Origin of the sequence: Pseudomonas qingdaonensis (assembly GCF_018398475.1) — a bacterium.
Taxonomy (GTDB): domain Bacteria; phylum Pseudomonadota; class Gammaproteobacteria; order Pseudomonadales; family Pseudomonadaceae; genus Aquipseudomonas; species Aquipseudomonas palmensis.
Map to the genome: position 1 here is coordinate 3,922,646 of NZ_CP074676.1, position 20,304 is coordinate 3,942,949.

At 52.8% G+C, this 20,304-nt stretch carries 16 protein-coding genes; 10 read left to right on the forward strand and 6 right to left on the reverse strand.

All coding sequences use genetic code 11. The features are described from left to right. Positions 1–1,557 carry a conjugal transfer protein TraG N-terminal domain-containing protein gene (locus KH389_RS17790; RefSeq protein ID WP_213605968.1) on the forward strand — a complete coding sequence of 519 codons (1,557 nt, stop codon included), beginning with the start codon at positions 1–3 and terminating at the stop codon, positions 1,555–1,557. Between the two features lie 8 nt (positions 1,558–1,565). On the opposite strand, the gene KH389_RS17795 is transcribed toward KH389_RS17790, so the two are convergent. Next, positions 1,566–1,931 carry a DUF3742 family protein gene (locus KH389_RS17795; protein WP_213605969.1) on the reverse strand — a complete coding sequence of 122 codons (366 nt, stop codon included), beginning with the start codon at positions 1,929–1,931 and terminating at the stop codon, positions 1,566–1,568. Positions 1,932–2,386: 455 nt separating this feature from the next. Here KH389_RS17795 and KH389_RS17800 point away from each other — a divergent pair, with 455 nt between their 5' ends. Together KH389_RS17800 and KH389_RS17805 are read left to right on the forward strand one after the other, a co-directional pair. Then, complete coding sequence (locus KH389_RS17800; protein WP_213605970.1) at positions 2,387–2,716, forward strand: hypothetical protein; 330 nt, start codon at positions 2,387–2,389, stop codon at positions 2,714–2,716. A gap of 130 nt (positions 2,717–2,846) precedes the next feature. After that, positions 2,847–3,806, forward strand: a complete 960-nt coding sequence (locus KH389_RS17805; RefSeq protein WP_213605971.1) for an ArdC family protein — start codon at positions 2,847–2,849, stop codon at positions 3,804–3,806. A 135-nt stretch (positions 3,807–3,941) separates the two neighbouring features. Here the strand turns inward: KH389_RS17805 and KH389_RS17810 are convergent, their stop codons facing one another. After that, positions 3,942–4,136 (reverse strand): DUF7740 domain-containing protein, encoded by a 195-nt coding sequence (locus KH389_RS17810; RefSeq protein ID WP_213605972.1) that lies wholly within the window; start codon positions 4,134–4,136, stop codon positions 3,942–3,944. A 230-nt stretch (positions 4,137–4,366) separates the two neighbouring features. On the opposite strand from KH389_RS17810, the gene mobH reads away from it, so the two are divergent. The 7 genes from mobH to KH389_RS17845 all read left to right on the forward strand — a co-directional run bounded on the left by mobH (position 4,367) and on the right by KH389_RS17845 (position 15,066). Further along, positions 4,367–6,094, forward strand: a complete 1,728-nt coding sequence (mobH, locus tag KH389_RS17815; protein ID WP_213605973.1) for a MobH family relaxase — start codon at positions 4,367–4,369, stop codon at positions 6,092–6,094. Positions 6,095–6,565: 471 nt separating this feature from the next. Then, positions 6,566–8,566, forward strand: coding sequence for a ParB N-terminal domain-containing protein (locus tag KH389_RS17820; RefSeq protein ID WP_213605974.1), 2,001 nt, complete (start codon positions 6,566–6,568; stop codon positions 8,564–8,566). Then, on the forward strand, positions 8,553–9,815 hold the full coding sequence (locus KH389_RS17825; RefSeq protein ID WP_213605975.1) for a hypothetical protein: 1,263 nt from the start codon (positions 8,553–8,555) through the stop codon (positions 9,813–9,815). The genes KH389_RS17820 and KH389_RS17825 overlap by 14 nt, the downstream gene beginning before the upstream one ends. Positions 9,816–10,089: 274 nt before the next feature. Further along, complete coding sequence (gene dndB, locus KH389_RS17830; RefSeq protein WP_213605976.1) at positions 10,090–11,172, forward strand: DNA sulfur modification protein DndB; 1,083 nt, start codon at positions 10,090–10,092, stop codon at positions 11,170–11,172. Continuing rightward, positions 11,169–12,695 (forward strand): DNA phosphorothioation system sulfurtransferase DndC, encoded by a 1,527-nt coding sequence (gene dndC, locus KH389_RS17835; protein WP_213605977.1) that lies wholly within the window; start codon positions 11,169–11,171, stop codon positions 12,693–12,695. The genes dndB and dndC overlap by 4 nt, the downstream gene beginning before the upstream one ends. Beyond that, positions 12,692–14,704, forward strand: a complete 2,013-nt coding sequence (gene dndD, locus KH389_RS17840) for a DNA sulfur modification protein DndD (RefSeq protein WP_213605978.1) — start codon at positions 12,692–12,694, stop codon at positions 14,702–14,704. The genes dndC and dndD overlap by 4 nt, the downstream gene beginning before the upstream one ends. After that, entirely contained in the window at positions 14,701–15,066 is a 366-nt protein-coding gene (locus KH389_RS17845; RefSeq protein ID WP_213605979.1) for a DndE family protein, read from the forward strand. Before dndD ends, KH389_RS17845 begins: the two co-directional genes overlap by 4 nt. Before the next feature lie 255 nt (positions 15,067–15,321). Here KH389_RS17845 and KH389_RS17850 read toward each other — a convergent pair whose 3' ends face one another. From KH389_RS17850 to KH389_RS17865, 4 genes are read right to left on the reverse strand one after another with little or no spacing between them, the layout of a single operon-like run. Next, complete coding sequence (locus KH389_RS17850) at positions 15,322–15,759, reverse strand: DNA phosphorothioation-associated protein 4 (RefSeq protein ID WP_213605980.1); 438 nt, start codon at positions 15,757–15,759, stop codon at positions 15,322–15,324. After that, positions 15,752–17,761: an AAA family ATPase gene (locus tag KH389_RS17855; RefSeq protein WP_213605981.1), complete on the reverse strand. Its 2,010-nt coding sequence runs from the start codon at positions 17,759–17,761 to the stop codon at positions 15,752–15,754. The genes KH389_RS17850 and KH389_RS17855 overlap by 8 nt, the downstream gene beginning before the upstream one ends. Further along, positions 17,758–19,647, reverse strand: a complete 1,890-nt coding sequence (locus KH389_RS17860) for a DEAD/DEAH box helicase family protein (protein WP_244988651.1) — start codon at positions 19,645–19,647, stop codon at positions 17,758–17,760. The genes KH389_RS17855 and KH389_RS17860 overlap by 4 nt, the downstream gene beginning before the upstream one ends. Then, positions 19,640–19,849 carry a hypothetical protein gene (locus tag KH389_RS17865; RefSeq protein WP_213605982.1) on the reverse strand — a complete coding sequence of 70 codons (210 nt, stop codon included), beginning with the start codon at positions 19,847–19,849 and terminating at the stop codon, positions 19,640–19,642. The genes KH389_RS17860 and KH389_RS17865 overlap by 8 nt, the downstream gene beginning before the upstream one ends. Between the last annotated feature and the right edge of the window lie 455 nt (positions 19,850–20,304).

Sequence of the window (20,304 nt, forward strand, 5' to 3'; positions counted from 1 at the left end):
ATGCTAATGAGCACCAACAGCTACCTCGAGTTTTACCTCTCTCTGCTGGCCTGGATCATCAATAACGGCCTCTGGAGTGTCCTGTCCGACACCGGGCTATTCGCCGCGCCCTTTGGTGCAATCATCTTGCAGGAATGGTTGTCTGCCCGTCAGCAAGGCGCGGATGAAGGCAACAAGGGACTGCTCTCGGTACCGCGGATCGAGAACCGGTTGTGGCTGGCCTACATCGTCGTGTTGTTCGGTTGCGCGCCTGTGTTTCCGTTGAGCCTCTCGTCAATGACGTTCGATGATGCGGCGAGTCAGCGCTGCGGCGTGAGTGTGGCCCAACCGACGGAAACCGCCTGGGGGGCGACCTTCAATACTATCGGCGAACGCTCCGCCAACGTACCGATCTGGTGGTTTCTGGTGCATGCCTTGAGCAAAGGTGTGACCGCGGCGGCCACCGCCTCCATCCCTTGCGCAGCGGATATCCGGCAGATGCGCATGGAGATCGACAGTTCGCGCATCGATAATCAGGTACTGCTGCAGGAAGTCGCCGACTTCACACGCGACTGCTATGGCTATTCCCGTTCTAGGCTGTTCACCAACCGCCCGCGGTTGGACAAGGCACAAAGTCACGACGCAGCGTGGATTGGTTCAAGCTATTTTCTCGACACGCCCGGCTACTACGACACGGATCGTTCACGCACACCGCGAGTCAGCTGGCCGTATGACGAAAGCCGCGATGTCTCCTTGCCGCAGCTAGAGAACGGCGCGGGCTACCCCACTTGCAAGCAATGGTGGAGCGACAGCGGTGTTGGCTTGCGCGAGCGGTTGATCCAGCAGGTTGATCCCTCTCTGCTGACTCAGCTGAAAGGTTGGTTGACTGGCCGCTCGAGCAACGAGATCGAGGATGCCACCCTGCGCGAACTGGTAAGTCCGCGCCAGCAATCGATGTCCATGTCGCCCGGACAGGTGTACCAGGACTATGGTTCCAGCGCTCGTGGCGGCTCGATCAATCAAGGGCTTAATAACCTGGCCACCAATACCGGCTTGGCCCTCGGCTCCTTCAGCAACTTCCCGGCGATGAATGCGCTACGCGCCGCCCTGCCGATGGTGCAGGCTTTCCTGATCATGGGCATCATCATCAGCTTGCCGCTGATCTTGCTGGTCAGTACCTATCAGTTGAAGACCGTCATGACCGTGACGTTCGCGCTGTTCACCTTACACATGCTGACCTTCTGGTGGGAACTAGCGCGTTGGGTCGACTCCAGCATGCTCGATACCCTGTACAACCAGGTTTCGGCTTCCAATCAGGTGCTGTTGTCGCTGCCCACATCCGGGTTTATGGATGGGACTGTCACCGCGCAGGTGATCGAGTACGTGATGGGGGCGATGTTCATCGTGCTGCCGATGGTTTTTCTAGCCACCATGAGTTGGGCCGGATATAGCGTAGGTTCAGGCGTAGAAGGAATGCTCAGCAGGGGAACCCACGCAGCACAGACAGCGAGCTCTAACGGAACCTCTCAGTTGATGAACGGTGCAAGAATTGTTTCGGGTAAATCGAGCTCAAAATAACCAAGAGGCTACTTCAGAGAACCCCATTTATCGTACCGCTCAGGCCAAGACGTTCTATGCATTGGATTATCGATATCGTCATTACCTGGAGTGTCTGAATCTTGAATTGGGATAGCTGCTAATACGACGATTGTGCACATCAGCGCAAACAACCAGAAGCTAACAAAAAGAGATGCTCCAAGCAGAGCAAACTTGGCAGTCAGAAAGCTCCCGCGAACAAGTAATTTACCTGCAGGTATACCTGCCGTTTCCGCATGCTCAACCACGCGGAATTCAAACGTTTTCAACTTACGGTAACCACTCTTCACCAACAGACCACAGCCATACGCCCAGCGGTGGGCACGTGATCTCTGAACAGGTTGCTGAGTCGGCATGGTCTCGTTCTCTTCTGAGCGTTTTCATGGTTGAGACAAGAGTAACAGCCTACTACTGAAAACGGCCAGGGCCTGACCGCTTATCAGTTTTTCCGGCCGAAAAATCTTCATTAGAAGCCAGAAGACAAAACCCGTGAAACAGCGTCTCTACAGTCATTGACTCATACAAATCGTCCGGTTAATTACAATGTACGGATCGCTGTTATCAACAGCACTTTCCCAGGTAGCCAGAACCTTCAAGGCTACATCACTTCGGTGATGGTTCCCCCCAAGTGCGATTAGCGTTCGGTGGCTCGCACGGTGACCGTTTCTACGGTGATGAACGCCTACTGCTCTTCTGAGCGCCTTCCGAGCGCGGCTCGTGAGGTAAGCCCTCTTGATTTTCTTCAACCAACTGTGGGGAAATCTTTTCCCGCACGGGGCAGGTTTCTTCGCGTTTTCAACGGAGACATACCATGCCCGACTCACTTACACCGGAAACACTGAACACCCTTCGGTTGCCCATCGTGTTCACCCTTGGCGCGTGGCAACGCGCAGTACTCCTCGAGCAATCCGATCGCACTGAGAAGCTGCAGGTCGATCGGTTGAGCCACGTATTGCGCGCAGCCTTCGAAGCCCATCTGGCCTATCCACACAAGCCTTACGTGCTGTTCGAAGTTGTCCACATTGAACGAACCGATCACTTCGACCACGACCCGTTGCTGCAATTGAGTCTCAGCCTACTCCAAGAACCGGGTCAGCCTGGCGCCTTACTGATAGCGCTTACAGGAGAACACCAGCGCTAAGCGCAATTGGCGGCGCCCACCTCCACATTCGGACGGCATGCAGGCCTGCATCAATCCAGCCCATCACCCACCGGGGAACCCTCCCCCGGCGGGCAAGGCGTTCCTCCATTTTTCTCTCGAGGAAATTGCCATGCGCGATATCTACCAAGACGTAACTGACAAGATCGTTACCGCGTTAGACCAAGGCGTTGCTCCTTGGATCAAACCCTGGTCCTCAAGTGGCTCAGCTTACATCGGTCATCAACCCTACCCCATCAATGCCATCACGCGACGTCCGTATTCGGGCATCAATTTACCGCTGCTTTGGGCCGAGGCCAGGTTGCAGGGGTTCACTCAAGATCGTTGGCTGACCTTCAACCAAGCTAAGAAGGCCGGTGGGCACATCCGTAAGGGTGAGCGCAGCACTCTGGCAGTGCTCTACAAGCCGATGGAACGCGAGGAACAGACCGAGTCAGGCCAACCCGTACTCGATGAAAACGGTCAGCCCAAGGTCGCTCACTTCGGCATTCTCAGGACGCATTTTCTGTTCAACATCGAGCAAACGGAGGGGCTCGAGATGTTCAATCAAACCCTGCTCGAAACGGAACCGACCGATCCATTCCAGGCCAATAGCGTTGCGGAAAATCTGCTGTTAAGTTCAGGTGCACACATCGTTCATCGGCCTGCCGACGAAGCCTTTTACCACCCGATCAGGGATCTCATCCAACTGCCGACAAAAGCACAATTTCACGATGAAGGCGGGTACTACGCCACCGCACTGCACGAGCTGACGCACTGGACCGGGCATCACGCTCGGTTGCACCGCGAGGGGGTGACGTCAGCCTGTCCGTTCGGCTCGCCAGGCTACGCGTTTGAGGAGTTGATCGCCGAGATGGGCGCTGCGTTTTTATGTGCTTACGCCGGCATTCAGGGAGAGCTGAGGCACGAGGGCTATATCGATTCCTGGCTCAGCCTGCTCAAGGCTGACAAGCGCGCGATCTTTCGGGTCAGTGGTCACGCCCGAAGCGCCTCGGAGTATGTACTCAACCTGGAGCAGCAACTGAAGCAAACTGTCTTGGATGACTCACTCTGCATGAACGATGGCGCTTAATCGTTACCTCGCCGCTGCAATCGCTTCACAGGGCCCAACGCAAGTTGAGCCCTTTTTTCTGTGCCTAGAAAAATCCGCATGCCGCGGGACTCTGACGCAATCTACAAGAGATGCGCGCACACCCGCAGCATGCCGTTACGAATCCAGATTCTGCGCTAGAAAATTCACCAACTCGAGCGGACTTCGGCTGTCGATCACCTTGTAGATCAGATCACGTTTGCTGCGCGGTAACTTCTTGACCACACTCTTCGCCGACGCCCTGACGGCTTCGTCTGTTCCATGAATACGTGCTGCGAGCAGCAGTATGAGCGTGGCGTCAGTGAGGTTCATGGCAAGACCCAATAAAATTCGCACCACAGTGTACCGACACTTTCCTTTTTCGTACCAGCACGCGCATCCAACAAAACGGCACAAGGATAAATCGATATTTCGATAGCCGCACAAAGGGAAACGCACCAAAAGGACGGGTAAGGGTTGGAAGGGGAATGGGGCTCAAGAGTAAGAGCCCTATCCGAAAAGGCTAAAAGGCTACTGACCCGGCCATTTCCCGGGAGGCCACGATGTTCGGTCTGTTTCGCCACAAAAGGCAGAAGCCCCCTTCGCCACCAATCGTAAGCGTCGCCGAAGGTTACCTGCCCATCGAGTCGTCCCAGGGCTTGTTAGCCGCCGAGCACCGCCGTCAGTTGCTCGATCGCATCTGGCAATCCACCGCCCTCTCTCATCAGCAGTTTAGCCAGCTCTATTTAAATCCGATTCATCGCTACGCCGAACAGGTCCAGCAACTCCCGGCCAGCGAGACGCACCACCATGCGTATCTCGGTGGCATGCTCGACCATGGCCTGGAGCTGGTCGCTTGCAGTTTGAAACTGCGTCAGTCGTATCTGCTGCCCACCGGCGCCGCGCCCGAAGACCAAGCCGCCCAGACCGATGCCTGGTCGGCGGGTATTGCTTATGGCGCGCTGCTGCATGACATCGGCAAGATCGCCGTGGACCTGCTGGTCGAACGCCAGGATGGCCGTGTTTGGCATCCTTGGCAGGGCTCCTTGGATCAGCCCTACCGTTTTCGTTACATCAAGGGTCGTGACTACCACCTGCACAGCGCCGCCGCAGGCTTGCTCTACACCCAAATTCTCGACCGCCCAATCCTCGATTGGCTCAGTGGGTTTCCGCCACTGTGGGCCAGTCTGCTGTATGTCCTGGCGGGCCAGTACGAACGTGCCGGCGTGCTCGGTGAGTTGGTGATGCAGGCCGACCGTGTTTCCACGGCACAGAACATCGGTGGTAACCCGAGCAAGGCGCTGAAAGCGCCGATTCATTCGCTGCAACATCACTTGATCAGCGGACTACGTCATCTGGTTCAGCACGAGCTGAAACTCAACCAGCCAGGTGCCGCGGGATGGCTGACCCAGGACGCACTGTGGCTGGTCAGCAAAACGGTCACGGACAAGCTGCGAGCCTATCTACTGTCGCAAGCGATTGAGGGCATTCCCTCCTCCAACCTTGCTGTGTTCGACGAACTGCAATCGCATGGGCTGGCCGAGTCGACTCCTGAAGGCAAAGCCATCTGGACCGCTCTTGTCGCTCAGGGGGACTGGCAGCAGACCTTCACGTTTTTGCGCATTCAACCGGCATTGATCTGGGGGAACGAAGACCGCCCAAAAGCTTTCAGCGGAACGGTGAGCGTGGCAGCCGATGATCACTCGACGGTCGCTCCTGCATCAGCACCGGCACCCAAGGAAGTCAGTACTGGGACACGTCAAAGCGAATTTCAACCAGATACATTGGCCATGATGGAGCATGCCGATTACCTCGGGAGGCTGCTGGATATGTTCGAGCTAGAGGAGCCCGAGATCCGTAATGCGCCGTCAGCAACTGCTTTCGAAGTCTCAACACCCCTGTCGAACAACCCTGGTCAGGTATTTCTGGATTGGGTCAAGGAAGGCATCCAAAGTCACAAGCTGATCATCAATGACAGCAAAGCCAAAATCCACACGGTGGGTGGTACCTTCTTCCTGGTCACGCCTGGTCTTTTTCAGCGCTATGCTCAAGAGTTTCCGGGCATTTCTATGGGCGCAAGCTCCGAAGATGAAGAATGGCGATGGGTGCAGAAGCAGTTCGAAAAACTGAAGATCCACAGGAAGCATGACAACGGCTTAAACATCTGGGTGTGCATAGTGCTAGGACCTAGGAAGAAATCGACCTTGAAGGGTTACCTGATTGGGGAGCCAAATTCACTTCTACCATCGATACCACCAAACAACCCTTTTCTTGCATTTGATGACGGCTAGCGACCTCACATCGATAGCCCAAGCCCGACTGGTTTCTTGGTACTGCTTCTGAAGAATACGTCCCTGAAGCCGCATTTTTTGCTACTTACAATTCAGGCCTACAGATTTCCCAGTCCATGACCTGTCCTTTCCGGAGCGTTTCGCTTTGCTCTAAAGCCACGCTTCGGCGATCCACAAGATTAATCAAGGCATTTTATGTCCTGAGCAATCCTTCAGCCTGGTCTTGGCGATGAGGGTGAAGTTTATCAGCAAGCCGCTGGACCACAGCCACAATTGCCCCCCCGTGGCGAGCGCCCTGCCGTAGCTTGGTCTTTGACGATGGTCAGGACCAACCGCCAGTTACCTACACCGCTAGACTTACGTGCTACGTTTGATCACCATGCTCCATCGTTCGAGGGCCGGGTCCCGCTGACCCCAAGGCGCGCGCCTTTGTCGCCCTCAAATTCATTCAAGAAATTCGTGCGAGTACCTATGTCCAGACGTCAAGCCGCAGCACCATTCCGCTACGAATTCGAAAAAAATGGCGCGTTTGGCGTCTTCAAAACTAATGGTTCCGTTCCTATTGAATACTTCATGACCTCCTTCAAGGTCGACGAACTGCCGTATCTCTCTTACGCAAAAGACGTCAATACCGAGCTCAATTTTGATTACTTAATCCAACGTGACATTGATGAAGACAGAGCGATCGCCGAGATAAGTCAATACCTCGCCGCAAAAGAGGGTGTAGTGCAGAAAGACATCGTCTTCCTCCCCCCGTTGCTGGTCGCAGTGGTCTCCGTTGATCATGATAATTGCTTGGATGACTACTACCCCGACTCCACATTTTCCGAGGACGCAGACTCGGTTGGCGAGCTCTACGTTCGCGAGTGGCCAGGTATTTTAAAGGTGACCAACTACGCGATGGCTCAAGAGCAGTCGCGTACGTTCAGCTGCGCGGATGGGGATCATGAGGTCTCCGTGACGGTCGACAGTGCTAAAATTCAGGTCAACTTGACTCGTGATAATGTCAAAGGTGCACGATTAGTAGTCATCGATGGGCAGCATCGCTTGTTCGCTCTAAACACACTGATGACTCACGACCGCTCGCTGATCGAGGGGCTGACGCTGCCGATTTGTCTTGTGTATCCGCCTAATTCGATTGCACACAACTCAGACAGCCAACCTAAAGTACCCGAGGTGTTGCGCAATCTGTTTGTCGATGTTAACTCCACTGTGGAGCGTGTCAGCGGTCATTTCCTGACCCTCTTGTCGGAACAGACCCTCGGTTCGATTATCTGTCGCGAATTCTGCAAAGCTGTGCTCGAGCAGAAGCAGAGTGAAGGCTTAGGTTTAATAGAATGGAACACGAAAAATCACAAGCAATCATTGGAAATTTCGCGCGAGCACACCCTGACCAGCATCGGCGTTATCAATAATGCATTTGAAGAAATTTTCAAAACCAAAAGTGGTGTTCGACTGCTCGCCGCCATACTGGGGATTGACAAGCGTGCTAGCGAATTCGACTTTGGCACAGATGAGTACGACGAAGAAAAGAGCGCGCCGGAGTATTTCCCTTGGCGTGACTTTTTGTCCCGCCATCGCGAGCGTTTAGTGGGACTAGTCAACGAGACAATCACCCCTTCACTCATCGAGATGTTCTTTAACACCACCTTCTTCTCGCGCTATTGCCAGGAATTCCAGGACTTTTTCGTTAATACAGAAGACGAGATACGCCGCGAACGACGCAGTGACCAGAACATTTTCTCTAATGTGAAGGACCATGTGCTGTTCAACGGCATGCTCATCAAGCCGGCGCAGGCCATGCATGCTCATGTACGTGCGGACTTGGGGCAATTGATTGCTGGCATCATCCCCGACTTCTCGCGGAAGGCTATTTTTCAGAAAGCCATGATTGAGGCCTGGTCGCTGCTTTGCTCAAAGTTTGTGGCTCACGATATACCTGTGAACCGCGCCGCGCACTACATAAAACAGTTTGTTGAGCACTCATTTGCGGTCAAGGCAGGCCTGTTCGACGACCGACATCTGTATCTGCAAGATACAATTTTCAGTGGCTCTCGTATTAAGGTGACCAAGTCGGCCAAGCGCCAGATTGTCCGCTTGCTCCTATCCAATGGCGAGAAGGCAATTTGTGAGGATGCCAAGGAAAAAAGCGTGATCTCGGCGCTGGCCAAGGAAGAAGTCGGCAGCTTCATCAAGCAGATGCGCGACGATAAACGTAAGGTTTTCGAAAAATCCTACCGCACCAACTTTAGCTTGGCGGCAATCGATCGGGAACGGCTGCATGCCGCCGAACTGGACAAGTCGAGAGAAATGAAAGAGCTGGCAGGGGATTCATCCAAGACCACCTTCGATCGTCTGGTGGATGATCTCATTGCTGAGAATCTCAAGGACTCGTTCGACGATTTAGCCCGCACCTTGAAATTTAAAGACTTCCTTTACTCGAAGAGTGAAGAGCTTGATGAAGAGCTCTAAGGACACCTACTTCGCCGTTGTCGAAGGGGACGCACTCGCCCTCGGCCCCCGCGAACTGCTGAGCGCGGCGGTGCTAGAATATGAGGAGTTCATCCTCGTAGGGGATAGTGAGCGCTTGTTGACCGATTTGTCGCAGTACGTACATGCAACAATTGCGGCCCGCCCGATATGTGTCTTGGCATCCAGCAACGCCCTCCTGTTGACCGTTGAACATTTCCTTGACCATGCTTACCTACATGAAGACGCCAATCGCCGTTTTTTTAAAGTATGCCTTGATACGGGAGAGGTGACGCTAGTACCTCAAGTACGCGATGCCAGTTTCAAGACTGACGCCAATCTGCATGTCTACTATGAGCCAGGTGTGCAGGGATTGCATCCGGTGGTCAAAAGTGTCGTAGAAGCAGCTTGTGCGCAGCACAACGAGGTAACCAAATTGGTGTGCCGTTTACTTATTGGCTACAGCTTTCTGCCAGATCAGCAGCTGAAAAGCAAAAGCGCCGGCAGCGATCTCGATGCGCTACAGCTGCACGAGCTCCAAGCATTCCTTGGCCACCTTACTGGACTCGTGCCTATTTTTACGCTGCTCCAAGAAGAGCTGACAGACCTGATCACTCATTGCAACACCCTGTTGGCAGTTTGCCCCAGCAGCGCCTCAGATTTGGCGAACATCCAAGCGACGGCCGCGCTGCAAAATGGATTTCCCTGTATCTACAAAGTGATGTCGGTTTTGCACTACTTGGCCTATCAGCTCGCCATAGAGCGCAACCTGTTCAGCAAAGCTTTTATGCACATTTTTAGAGCATATGAGTGCTACACATCGGGAGCTCTGTTTCTTGACAATGCGACGATTCGCTTACATACAAAAAGCGGGACAAGCCTTGATTCGTATATGATCAACAACCAGCGTATCTTGGGTTTTACGCCCGTGTTTAAGGGTATAGGTACTTACTTCAACTTAGAACAGAACGCGGACTATTTGACCTGCAAGTTTTACATCGACCTGCGCAACAAATTTCATTACACCCATGGTGACGTCAAACCAAGTGCCAGTTTGGCGAATGAGTTTGCCCGCGCGGTCATCAGACAAATTCTCAAAATTGAAAAAGCCGCGAATCAGCAAAATTTTCTTTGGCGCGATGTATATATGCAAACACGAAAGCACTTGATAAAGGACCCACAATGGGAAGTCCCCGCAGCCATTCGACGAGCGCTGCAAGCTCATCAACTGACCTCCTTCATGGTGCCTTGACGACAGTAACCGATGGCTTCGAGCAGGTTAAATGGGCGCAAAGCAATGGAGGTTAACGCACCGCCATTACAGGAGCTTACATACGATCATTCTTGTCTCAGCGCCGCGCCGCGCGGCATGATTTCTGCGACACTCACGTTCCGCTGCTTACACCCCACTGACCGACCTCCCGCTCATAGGCAAGCTGCAAGACCTACCGTCGTGGTATCCAACCTTGCGTGTATGTTAAAAATATGCAAAATAACGTACCTGCTGAGAAAAGACATGCGAACACATGACGACCTATATCCACTCCTTCCCCTGCGTCAGAGGCATTCAAGCCGGTAGGCCATGCTACATAGCGATGTGCCCGATGCGCCTCGTGCCGAAAATCTTCATTTTCAACGAGGAAAACGTGCCTGCGGATTTGCGCGCGCAGCGCACGCTGAACTTGGCTAGAGTTCCTGAGATTTCCGCATATTTGCTTGATAATCGCGATGACTACACCCTTTCTGCAATCACCGCTTCAGTTGATGGGGTAGTCCAATTTACCCCTGCTTCCGACACTGGACTGGGGCAAAGCATCGGCACGCTCACAATCCCCATGGAAGCTCCGATCCTGATCAACGACGGCCAGCATCGCCGCGCAGCCATCGAGCAAGCAATTCGTGAGAATCCAGAGCTTGGCCACGACAACATCCCAGTCCTTTTCTTTATTGATGAAGGGCTCAATCGCAGCCAGCAAATGTTCGCCGACCTCAACAAGCATGCCGTACGGCCGAGCAACTCAATCAGCACCCTGTACGACCACCGCGATCAGATTTCTGATCTGGCCAGGTATCTGGCAAAAAATGTAGACGTCTTTTCTAGGATGACTGAGCTGGAGAAGTCCAGTCTCTCCCCTCGCAGTTCCAAGCTCTTTACTCTCAGCGCCATCAAAAATGCGTCCCGTGTCCTCTTGAAAAAAGGGAAAGGTGATCTCATCGCGCAAAACGAGAGAGAGCTCGCAAAATCTTTCTGGGAAGAGGTATCTCTACAGATGCCCGATTGGATAAGGGCCAAAAACAAAGAGCTGTCGACGTCTGAGCTACGTGACAACTACATCCATGCCCACGGCGTGATGCTGCAAGCGATGGGACTCGTCGGTGCTGAGCTGATTATCCGCAAAGAATCCGAGTGGAAAAAAACCATCAGCCAACTGCGCACCATCGACTGGTCCAGAGCCAATCCTGAATGGGAAGGCCGGGCCATGGTTCACGGCCGGATCTCCAAAGCCACAACGAACGTTGCACTCACCGCCAGTCTCATCAAGAAGAAGCTTGGTGTCCCGCTGTCCACGGTTGAACGCGAGTTAGAAAACAGGTTTCCTCAAAAATGAGTAATGATCAATTTCTCTATCCATCACACGATGACTTCGTCCAAGAAGCGATCATTGCTGGTAGACCTTTAGCGGACGCTGTCCGCGAGCTTCAGAGCATTTACAAGGCAGATAATCGCCCTTGGGTGGTAGGGTTCAGCGGTGGTAAAGACTCCACCGTGATTCTCTCGCTCACATACTACGCGTTGAAGATGTTGCCGCCTGAGGAACGCCATAAGCATGTGTACGTGGTTTCCTCCGACACTCGAGTGGAAACCCCTGTAGTCGTCGACATGATCCGCCAGGTGCTTGATTCGGTGAACGCCCAGGCGATTCAGGATCAACTACCCATGACAGCACACTCTGTCACTCCTCAAGTCGGCGAGACGTTTTGGGCCAACCTGCTGGGCAAAGGCTACCCTGCCCCAACCAAAGCATTCCGCTGGTGTACTGAGCGGATGAAAATTGACCCTGTGAGCGAGTTTATCAAGGATAAGGTAGCTCGCTTCGGTGAAGTCGTGGTTGTGCTTGGCTCCAGGCGAGAAGAAAGCTCCACGCGTGCCCAGGTAATCACACGCCACAAAATCGATGGTTCTGCACTGGGTCGACACACGACATTGCACAATGCGTATACCTACATGCCCATTGAGCTTTGGCACGCTGATGATGTGTGGGAATACCTCATGAGCGCTGCAAGGCCTTGGGGTGGCTCCAACCGAGTACTGTTTGAGCTCTACAAAGACTCCAATGCTGGAGAGTGCCCGCTCGTCATCGATACCAATACACCATCGTGCGGAAACTCGCGTTTCGGATGCTGGACCTGCACTGTTGTGACACACGACAAAGCGATCGAAGGACTCGTAAACAGCGGAGAGGACTGGATGCTACCGCTGCTCCAGTTCCGCAACCAACTGCACGCCAGCTCGCTGCCCGAAAATAAGACAGAATTCCGTAACTACAAACGCCGTACCGGGAAAGTGACCTTCGCAAGAGGGGCTATCGATGACGACTCCAATACCGCCGCCAAGCACGTGCCTGGTCCGTACTGGATGAAATATCGTCGAGAGTGGCTGAAGCTACTTTTGGAAATTGAGAAGGGTATTCGTGAGACTGATCGCGAGATTGAGCTGATCGGCCGCGACGAGCTGCAAGTGATTCGCCAACAGTGGCTCAAGGATCCAAACGAACCGGACTGGATTGATTCGCTTCCTAAAATCTACGGAGAGGTTTACCCCGAAGATACAGTCGAGTGGATCAAAAATGATGCCGGCGCGTTTACTGAACCTGATGCGGCCATTCTCAACGCACTCGAGGCTGAGCGCGGCGTTCCAGCAGTGCTGATCATGAAACTCATCGATACAGAGTTGTCATTCTCAGGGCTTTCACGCCGAAAAGGCATTCTGGACGAGCTGCAGAAAGTCCTGGAGCAAGACTGGGGTGGATTGGACGAGGCGATGGAACGACGCGCCGTACCTAAAGTTACCGATACGTACAAGACTGCTTTCGAATCTCTGAAAGCCGACATAGATGGCTTGCTGCAATGATTATTGACTCTCTTTCAGTACTAGATTTCCGCGTGTTTAGCGGAGCCCACGACTTTGACCTGGTTCCGAAGATCAAAAGAGGCAAAAACGCACCTATTGTTTTGTTTGGCGGCCTAAACGGCGGCGGCAAAACGACCATTCTGAGCGCGCTGAAGCTTGCCTTGTACGGCAAAGGCGTACTGGGCTCCGGCGCAACGGTTGCCGAGTACCATCAGTATCTTCGTGAATGCATACACAGAGCTCACAACAGCATCGCCAAGCCTACGCGATCGGCTGTCGAGCTGACTTTTCGCTATGCACAATATGGTGTTATTTCAAGCTATCAACTGACACGCGATTGGTTTGTTGACCATGCTGGCAAGGTAAAAGAAGGCCTGATCATTTCAAGGGACGGGCACCCTCTGACCGAGCTTTCCTATGATCAGGCACAAGCATTTCTCAACGAGCTGATCCCGATCGGCGTCTCTGAGCTGTTTTTCTTCGACGGCGAAAAAATCGCGAGCCTTGCCGAAGAAACATCCGGAGATGCTTTGCGTGAATCGATCAACAAGCTTTTGGGCTTGGATCTCATCGATAGATTGCACTCCGACCTCTCCGTTATCATTAGAGGGCGCTCGATCAAAAAGGCTTCTGAAGATCGCAAGCAAAAAATTGTTGAAGCAGAACGGACATATAACGATCTGAACGAGCAACTGGCAGAAGTACGCGAAAAGCTTCTCCTCATGCGCGTGAATACTGTCGAGGCCAACAAGAACCTTGGCAACATCGAAGCGAGCATCAATGCACGCGGTGGCGCCTGGAGCGCCTCCAGGCAAGAGGAAACGGTCAACCTCGATGCATTGGTTAGCGACAAAAAAGCTATAGAGCACACCCTGCATGACATGCTCAGCGGCCTGCTACCTTTCGCTATAACTCAAAGTCTCAACGAGAAACTGCTAGCGCAAATAGACGCTGAGCAACGCGCGGAAAAAACACAGGTACTCTCCGAATACTTGCAACGTCAGCAGAGCAATTTTCTAGCAGAAGTCGAATCTGCCTTCGCTATGACAAAGGATCAGCTCCCTGCCCTTCAAGATATTTTTCTGAGGACATTCGGCTCAGAGGTCGCGAACAGCGCTGAACAACAAGCTCCAGTACACGAGCTCTCGGATACTCAACGATTCAGCATCACTCATCGCCTACAGAACGATGTTGGCTCGCTCCAACAGCGTGCTGCTGACTTAGTGATGACGCTTCAGGAAACCGATAGCCAGATCGAATCCGCCCGGGAAAATATCGCTAGGGCGCCCGACGAAAAAGTACTGACCCCACTGTTTAACAAACAAGGGCAGCTACAAGGACGGCTTTCCGCTCTTGAGGAGCAGAAATCGGTATTGGCTGAAGAGGCAAAGGCCCTCCTCGCACGTCTCTCGGTGGCTGCACGCCAGTTAGACGATCTCTACACCGAAATAGCGGAGTCCCAGGAAGAGGAGCGCCTGACCGGTCTTGCACAGAATGCCAAAGACGTATTGAAAGAGTTCTCTACTCGCGCTCGAATTGAAAAACTCAAAGAGCTCGAGTCGCAGTTTTACACCTCATTCAATGGCCTGGCTCGCAAAGAGGATCGGAATCTCAGCATTCAGATCGATCCAAACACCTTCGAGGTCGTACTGATCGACGATGAAGGCGTAATACTTCGTAAAGAAGAATTGTCAGCCGGCGAGAAGCAAATCTTTGCGATCTCGATCTTGGAAGCGCTGGCCCGCACTTCAGGGCGAAGCCTGCCAGTTGTGATCGACACACCACTGGGCCGACTGGACTCGGTTCATCGGAAAAAGCTCGTGGAAAATTATTTCCCTAAAACAAGTCACCAAGTCATCATTCTCTCGACGGATACGGAAATTGATTACGCCTTCTATGAAGGCCTACAGGGAAGTATTTCGCACTCTTATCATCTGGTATACAACCCAGAAACCCGGTCCACTCAAGCAGAGGAAGGCTATTTCTGGCGGTGGGCACAAAAAGCATGAACGTATTTCCGCACAAATTTAAAATATCAGCCTCATCCACTGCAAAGCTGAAGTACCTAAAATCGAAGACAGGCCTGACGCCCAATATTTTGAGTAGATTTGCGATCGCGCTTGCACTCGCTGACGAGAATGGGCTTGGCAATGCAAGTGTGTCAGACCTGGATGGCCAGGAATTTAACGCCCCAACTCTATTTGGCGAGCACTTGGATATCTATGAAGCACTACTCAGGCAGTTCACGCATCAAAGTGCTCTAGAGTGGGATCCCGTCAGGCATGTCGCATCTCTCATCGAGGTAGGCTTGCATAAAATGGGACATGTACGCTCCCTGAAAGACGTAGCCTTGCTGATAGCAAGTAAATAAAAAGAGCCCACCTTCAGCGGTGGGCTCAACCGTTAACGAGCCTATATGGCGTTAAGCTCAATTGAAAAACACTAAGACTACATTCTAACGTGTGCTTTCCGAATATCATTTATGATTCTGATTTTCTGACTATCGTGTTCAACCATTGATTTACACTTCGCCCAGCTAAATCTTTTCAAACTTTTTCCCTACGTCATTCCCACGTCACCGGCAAGCCCCACTGCACTCTGCAGTTTTGGAGCCGGAGGCCGGACCTTAGGCGCCCAGCGCCGTAATATCATCAATGATCGTGTGCTCGGCCTGCTCGTCGAGAATCAGCCTAATGATGGCACTTTGTGCATCCAGTCCCGGGTCGATGATCGTGCTTTTGATAATATCCAAACCGCCGCAGGCGTATTCTTCGAAGAGCTTGATCTTGGCGTCAAATTTATCGCCCTCAGGCTCCAAGTAACTGGAATCCTGATGCTCGAACAGGGCCAGCACGTTCATAAAAGCGTCGTCGTACTCCCCCCGAAACACCGACAAGGGGATGGGCTCGCTAGACTTGTCGAACGCCACCGACTTTTTTCTGGAAAAACCCAAGGCCGCGGCAAACACCATGGCGTCCTTAAAGGAGGCGAAGACACCCACGTCATCCTTCAGATAACTTAAGGTGTCGGTGTGTTTAGCTGGTTTCCGGACGCGATCAACCATAGAACCCTTCCTCCAACTTTGTATATTCGAACTTTTCATCACTGCCTGGGTTAGGCTTTTGATATGTGAGCGTGTATTGCTTACCCAGGCGCTTGGATAACTCTCTTTCCACCTCGCCGCGCCACTGAGATTTCGACACCATGACGATGACCTGGTCAGCAAGGGCAGGAATGAAGTTCGCCACTTTTTGGCGATACTCAGGGTCCAACGCACCAAACGGCGAGTCCATCACGATTGGATAAATGCCACCCTTTTGCAACCCACCCGATTTAGTGACCCGCTCTTTAGCGCTGTTAACGACGCTGCTAATAAAACAAAGGCTTGTAACCTGGTTCTCACCGGTGGATTTCTCCCACACCGGCTGCTTACCGTGCCCTTCGATGTTCTTAAATATTTTGAGCGTAAAGCCCTCATCGATTTCCGCCCAATAATCTTTCTTCATGATTTTCCGGAAGGTGTCATCGACTTTTTTCGACAAATCTAAGCGTACCTGGTGGGCCATCGCTTCGTGAAATTCGCCAATGGTCTCCGCTACTTCCTTTGCCAGCTGTTTTCTGCGCTGGCTCAAATCCGCCTGATTGGAATTGGCGAGTTCTTTTTCAATTTCCTTTTCCTTGTCTTTTAGCTGCTCTTCCCAGTCGGATTTGGCGTGCTCGCCGACGGCGCAGTTGGCGTTGAGTCTTCGGCTATCCGCCTTTAATCCCACTCGCCGCTCCTCCAAATCGGCGGAATCCTCTACGCCCTTAATCTTTTCGCCTAGCTCATCAATTTGCCCCAGAAAGTTCATTCGCCGGTCGTCCAGCTCGGTCAATTTAGTCATCGACTCATTAATGTTGGCGAACAATGCTTTACGTTCGGACTGCAAATGGGACATGTGACCAAACAGCGTCATGAACTGCTCTTCAACGCCATTATCCTTGAGAGTGGTTTTGTACGACTCAAGTGCCATCACACAGTCACTTCCCGGCTCCAGCGGCTGACCGCAGATGCACTTACCCAGTCCGATCAGATCATCGATAAAAGTGGCTTTTATCTTGCTGGGTATCTCCCCCCGGATCCGCATTTCATCCAGATATTGTTTCACCCCGGTCAGTTGTGAATCAATAAACGCCAGGAAGCCCCGTTCTGTGACGTTTTTGTTGAGCGCAGCCGAGGCGTCAGCTTTATCTATTATGATTTGCTCGAGCTGCTCCTCAAGCATCTTTCGCCGCTTTTGCTTTTCAGCGATCGCCTCGATCGACTGTAACCGTTTATCGATGGCTTCGATCTCTAGGTCAATTTCACTCAGGGTACTTTTCCAACCCTTGATCTCGTCTTCTTTTTGCTGGATTTTATCCGTCAACTTCGATTGCTCTTCCAGCAACACCGTCATATTGCCAGAAGAACTGTCTTTGGCTTCTTTGTTGAAATGCCGGATCACCGGACCTTTCAGCTGCTTTTCAGCACGATCCAGAATATTCAGGCCCATTAGGCACTTAATAGCCTCTCTGACCTGAGTGGAGGCACTGTTGTAGGCTAATTTTTCGATGCGCTCCCCGTTAAAGAAAAAATAGCCGTGCATATCTTCCGGCAAGATTTGATTGAGCTGGCTGCCCGGGTTCGAAGAACGACCGGATAGGCCTGCAGAATTAATCCAATTGAGTAACGGTACGGAGGGGCCCAAGGACTCCGCGTGCAAACCCGCTCCTTTGACAAATTTCTGCTCCCGGTGCGCGGTGTAGGCGAATCCGTCATCATCAAACTCCAACGTCACCGACATGATGATCGGGCTGTCCTGGCCCGCTTCCGCAATAGCTCTTTCACTCAGAATGTTTTGGTTGTTGGTATCGAAGTCGGTGGTTCCGTAGAGCACCCATTTAAAGGCGTTCAACAGGGAGGTTTTGCCGGCACCGTTTTCTCCGTGGATGACCGTGACGCTGGCCTTGTCATCGGTTGAAAAACTGATCGACACTTCGCCATAGAACTGCCGGAAGTTCCTGATGGTTAATTTTTTTAATTTCATGCCTTCACTTCGTCCTTAATCACCTTGATGATGCGCTCACAGAAATCCCGCTCCATGTCCCCTGGCAGATCTCTGTAATGCTTGCCTTCTTGATGAATTTTCAGGACTTGATTGATAACCGACTGGACTTCCGGAGAAGCAGCTTTGATGACCTCAATGTCGCCAGCCTTAAAACTGCCAAGAATCTCGGCGCGCTGTTCTTTGCTTTCTTCGGCCGTGAATTTGGCCACGCGCCATTGGCAGTCCCTCCCGGCAATCTGAACAATCCGGTCGATATCCCGTTCGCCGTCGTTGATGGCCTCACTGGAATAGATCAGGGTGTGTTGTCGGTCCTGACTTTCGTTCAGCAGTTGTTTCAGTTTGCGCTTTTTGCCCCCACTGCTGCCGGTGAGCTTGGCGCGCTTGATAAGCTCGAGCTTTAGGCTGGTCGAAAAATCGTCTTTATTCCCCATGGCCATGAGCCGGGCAATCTTCTTGCTTAACCGGATGTATTCGTCCAGCTCCTCCGGATCTAACTCACAGACGATCGGGTAATAGTTGTACTTGCACAGAAAGCCGGCGTCGATGGCGTCCTTGATGTCAAACTCAATTACCGGCTCACCGAAGTAGTCAAAGATGGCCTTGGTGCCAAAGGGGTCGTTGTGGCGGATGGGCGTGGCCGACAACCCAATTCGGAATCGCGCCTGCTGGGGCAGCTTCTGGACAATGTTCTCAGCGCCCATGTTATGCACCTCGTCCGACACCAATAACAAGTTGGCACGGATACCATCAAGGAACGACTGGAACTGGCTGTTCTTGAAGGTGTCATTGACCGCAATGGCTACCATATGGTCACGGTCCCCTGACAGCAGCTGATTGTAGGCGGACTGCAGCGTACCCAACCACTTGTCTTTGCCCCCGTAGCATTTGATCGCGTCATAGCCAAAGAACGCCGCTTCGTCCGCCCACTGCTCCCCTAAGTGCAAGTAGGGGACGGTAATAACGATGACAAGCTTGGCTTGTTGAGTGCGGAAGTGGTCCAATAGCCGGGTGGTCGCCGTCAGGGCGGTGATGGTTTTGCCGGCTCCGGTGGCCATGCAGAACAGCCCTTGCCCATTCTGAACAAACCAGGCTTTGATGGCTTTTTCCTGGTACCCCCGGATCCTTCCCTCTTCATTTTGAATGGCTTGGGGGACGGCCGGGTGGCCAGATGGCAAGCTGTAAGGGCGAGAGCCCGTCGTGGCATAAGCTTTGATTTTATCCAGCGTCGTGGATGTGGGTGTAAATATCAGGAGATTGGGGTCTCTACCTTGCCAGGTGCTCTCGAATTCGCGCTTCTTTTTCTCGCACCGCTGGCGACCTTCCTCACTCGCCCACGACCGATAAATGTCAATGGTCTCCCAGTTGGACGAGGCTCTGGAGGTCAAATTGTACGAGCCGCTGAAGGCGATATCGTTGCCCGCCTCGTCCGAAAAGATGCCATTTTTCGCATGGTAAATCCCACTCAGCTTATTGGTGGGCACTGCCACTTTCAGCTCAACAATGCCATCTCTGATCAGCCAAGCCAGCGCTAGACGGGCGTCCTCTTTGAGTGCCGAGAACACCTGATCCACCTCTTCCTCAAAAATCCGTTTGGCCTGAAACTCCTTATCCGCCATCGCTTTCGAATTCACGATGCAGTCTAGGTCCTTCTCCTGCAACTCGTGGCCGACAATCCACCGAGCTTTGCCCCGGGACCGGGCGAACTGCGAGATACCCTGAGCGGTATCCGCAATCCAGCCGGAGGTAAAATACCCCACACCTACGTCGTAGGTGACTGCTCTCTTTAGAACCGGGTCGAAGAAGATCGCGCTGGGATCTTCGGAAGAAGTATTAATCGACAGCGGAAGATCGATTTCATCAAACATACAGATCGAATTCCTTTTTCAATGCATCCAGAACGCCCGTATCAATAGACTTTTCTTCCGTATGGTTACGATAATCCAGTTGCCATAAGGTGGTTGGCTCGCCGGTGGCGTAGTAGCGCTCAATCTCCGCATCCGTTCCATCAAAGCGCACACGATCCCGCTCTAAGACGATATCCGGAAGGGCCTGCTTCAACTCATTCATGCACAGCACTCCGCAGCCGCCTGCTATAGTGCGGGCCAGCCCAATTCAAACTGGGGTGGCAATTAAGACGGGGTCGGAGGGTGGCGCGGCGGTATGCGGCGGTTGCCGCAGCACATTCGGAGGGCCATCCCTGGTGTACCGCAATCTGCCATTTTGCGATGCCTGACAACATATACACTGACGAATCGTGGGTAAAGCCAGACGCGCCCTTTACTCACCAGCCAGCTCCCATCAACAGGCCAGCACACCGCCGCATTGCCTCACACAGGCTGAGCCCATCACGCCAGGCTGGCCTCGATAATATGCTTGCGCTCTTCAGCACCCAGCATCGACACGCCCTCGTACACCAGCGCCTTGTTGTCACCGGTATTCGGGTTGGCGTTCCAACGCAGGTTTAAGGCAGCCAGTTTGCCGAGCCGACCCCGTCACCTCTACGGACTCGTGCCATACTCGCT